The organism is Rhodococcus sp. BS-15 (assembly GCF_000813105.1).
Classification (GTDB): Bacteria; Actinomycetota; Actinomycetes; order Mycobacteriales; family Mycobacteriaceae; genus Rhodococcoides.
The window spans coordinates 1-2,772 of record NZ_BAOX01000440.1 but is presented as its reverse complement, the minus strand read 5'-3'; the positions used below and the strand labels follow the sequence as shown (position 1 = coordinate 2,772).

The 2,772-nt window shown below is 66.6% G+C and carries 4 protein-coding genes; 2 read left to right on the top strand and 2 right to left on the bottom strand.

The features are described from left to right. Both RHBS_RS26450 and RHBS_RS26445 read left to right on the top strand, forming a co-directional pair. A partial coding sequence (locus RHBS_RS26450) for a glycosyltransferase (protein ID WP_145977625.1) occupies positions 1-569 on the top strand: 569 nt, incomplete at its 5' end. After that, the gene (locus tag RHBS_RS26445) at positions 559-1,653 is read left to right on the top strand and encodes a sugar phosphate nucleotidyltransferase (protein WP_121870296.1); all 1,095 of its coding nucleotides are present in this window, start codon (positions 559-561) and stop codon (positions 1,651-1,653) included. The genes RHBS_RS26450 and RHBS_RS26445, both read left to right, overlap by 11 nt. A gap of 13 nt (positions 1,654-1,666) precedes the next feature. Here the strand turns inward: RHBS_RS26445 and RHBS_RS26440 are convergent, their stop codons facing one another. Both RHBS_RS26440 and RHBS_RS26435 read right to left on the bottom strand, forming a co-directional pair. Continuing rightward, positions 1,667-2,128 (bottom strand): NUDIX hydrolase, encoded by a 462-nt coding sequence (locus RHBS_RS26440; protein ID WP_128646844.1) that lies wholly within the window; start codon positions 2,126-2,128, stop codon positions 1,667-1,669. Positions 2,129-2,266: 138 nt separating this feature from the next. After that, on the bottom strand, positions 2,267-2,772 hold a 506-nt coding region (locus RHBS_RS26435; RefSeq protein WP_187298648.1), incomplete at its 5' end, for a nitroreductase family protein.

The window sequence follows — 2,772 nt, the reverse complement described above, 5'->3', positions numbered from 1 at the left end:
TCTCGGACCGGCTCATTCGCGAGCCCGACGGCTCGCGGTACCCGTCGGCGCGGTCGGTGCCCGATCTCACGTCCGGTGCGGGCCACGCGGTGTTGGGCAAGCTCTGGCCGACGAACCCGTGGACTCGGCGGTATCGCCAGGAGAACGAGACGGTCAGCGAGCGGCCGGTGGGGTGGCTGTCGGGATCCTGTCTGTTGCTGCGGCGTTCGGCGTTCGACTCGATCGGTGGATTCGACTCGCGCTACTTCATGTACATGGAGGACGTGGATCTCGGCGACCGGCTCGGCAGAGCGGGCTGGCACAACGTCTACGTTCCCGACGTCGAGGTGACCCACTCGAAAGGCCATGCGGCAGGACGGCATCCGGAAGTGATGTTGCCCGCACATCACACCAGCGCGTACCGCTTCCAGGCCGATCGGCACGACCGGACGTGGCAGGCTCCCTTACGATGGGCACTGCGCGGCGGTCTCGGTCTTCGCTCGAAGATCGTTGTGGCCTCGGCGCTTCGGGCGCGTGCAGTTGACGGACGAGAATCGGACGAGAGAACAGAGGCTGGACATGTCGGATAGTTCCACATCGGTCGCCGCACGTACCGACGCAGTCATCTTGGTGGGCGGCAAGGGAACTCGGCTCCGGCCGCTGACGCTCTCGGCACCCAAGCCGATGCTTCCCACCGCAGGGCTGCCGTTTCTCACGCACCTGCTGGCGCGCATCAAGGCTGCGGGTATCGAGCACGTGGTTCTCGGTACTTCGTTCAAAGCCGAAGTGTTCGAGCAGCATTTCGGGGACGGATCCTCGCTCGGTATCGAACTCGAGTACGTCTTCGAGACCGAGCCGATGGGCACCGGCGGAGGCATCAGAAACGTGTTGCCGCGTCTGCGCGCCGAGAACGTCATGGTCTTCAACGGCGACGTCCTGGGCGGCACCGATCTGACAGCTGTCCTCGACACGCATCGAACCACCGAGGCCGATGTCACGTTGCACCTGGTTCGCGTCGGTGACCCGCGCGCGTTCGGTTGCGTGCCGACGGACGAATCCGGCCGAGTGACAGCGTTTCTCGAAAAGACTCAGGATCCGCCGACCGATCAGATCAATGCGGGCTGCTACGTCTTCAAACGCGAGATCATCGAGTCCATTCCATCCGATCGCCCGGTGTCGGTGGAGCGAGAGGTGTTCCCCGCCTTGCTCGCCGAGGACAAGAAGGTCTACGGGCACGTCGACAGTGCGTACTGGCGAGACATGGGAACACCGGAGGATTTCGTCAAGGGCTCGGCCGATCTGGTTCGCGGCATCGCGCCGTCGCCCGCACTGCACGGTGATCGCGGCGAATCGTTGGTCCACCCGGGTGCAGGCGTGGCACCGGGTGCCCTGCTGATCGGTGGAACCGTCGTCGGACGCGGTGCCGAGATCGGAGCGGGTGCCCGACTCGACGGTGCCGTCGTGTTCGACGGTGCGATCGTCGAAGCAGGGGCCGTCGTCGAGCGATCCATTCTCGGCTTCGGTGCCCGCATCGGACCCCGCGCACTGGTGCGCGACGCAGTCATCGGCGACGGTGCCGACATCGGGGCTCGCTGCGAGTTGCTCCGCGGCGCGCGCGTGTGGCCCGGGGTCAAATTGCCCGACGGTGGAGTGCGTTTCTCCACCGACGTCTGACGCGAGACCGCTCCTAGCGGCGGCGGCCAGCGAGCGAGACGAGGTGGTCGATCGTCTCGCGCTCGGCGTCGTCGGGCAGGGCATCGACCGGCCACCAGCGCAGATCGGTCGATTCCTCGCTGCGCACTGCTCGCGCGCCGTCCGGAGCCCGCACCAGAAACCTCAGGTCGAGGTGCCGCGTCGGCTTGCCGAGCGAGCAGGTGATCGGGTGCGTGTGCGCGGAGAGCAACAGCGGATCGACCGTCAGCTCGGCGATCCCGGATTCTTCGGTGGCCTCCCGCAGCGCCGCGTCGACAACCGTGTCGTCCGTCGGTTCGCAGTGTCCGCCGAGTTGAATCCACCGACCGACCTTCGGGTGAAGCGTCAGCAGCACATGGGTTCCCGACGTATCGAGTACCAACGAGGATGCGGTGAAATGGCCGGCCTCGTTGGCGCGCAGGCAGGCGTTCGGGTTGCTGTCGAGAAACGCCAGCATGGTGTGCCGAAGCGATTCCTCGCCCGCATCCGACGGTGCCCATCGGTCGAGTGTCGTTGCAGCCGAGTGCCACAGTTTCGAATGAGGCAGTGTCGAATGAGGCAAAGTCGAATGAGGCAGTGGCGACTCCGACACGACTCAGAGCTCCAGTAGCGAGGACCCGGGAACCACCGGATCCCTGAGGGTCAGCGTTTCGCTCGGGTGCCCGATTGCGATGGCTCCCATCGCTTTCCAGTCTGCGCGCAGGCCGAGTTCGGCGCGCACGGTATCGGCGGCGAAGATCGTCGAACCGATCCAGCAGCTGCCCAGTTCGCGCACCGCGAGGGCGACGAGCAGCCCCTGAACGGCGGCACCGACCGCGACGGTGAACATCGTGTCCTCCGCGGTTCGACGCCTCTCGTCGGGGTACGAGTGCGCGCCGTCGGGCACGCAGAACGGGATCACGATTTCGGGGGCGTCGAACAAGATGTCGCCGCGGCCGAGTCTGGCGGCGATCCGCTCCTCGCTCAGCCCGTCGCCGGCCAGATCGGCTCGCCATTGCTCTCGCATCGTCTCGAGCAGCCGGCGTCGGAGCGCAGGGGTCCTGACCCAGACGAACCGAACCGGACGGGTGTGGTGCGGGGCCGGGGCGGTGAGGGCATCGG

What these genes read in the sequence shown, in the direction of transcription:
- RHBS_RS26445 (WP_121870296.1), top strand. Translation starts at nt 559, where the DNA reads ATGTCGGATAGTTCCACATCGGTCGCCGCACGTACCGACGCAGTCATC.
- RHBS_RS26440 (WP_128646844.1), bottom strand. Translation starts at nt 2,128, where the DNA reads ATGCTGGCGTTTCTCGACAGCAACCCGAACGCCTGCCTGCGCGCCAAC.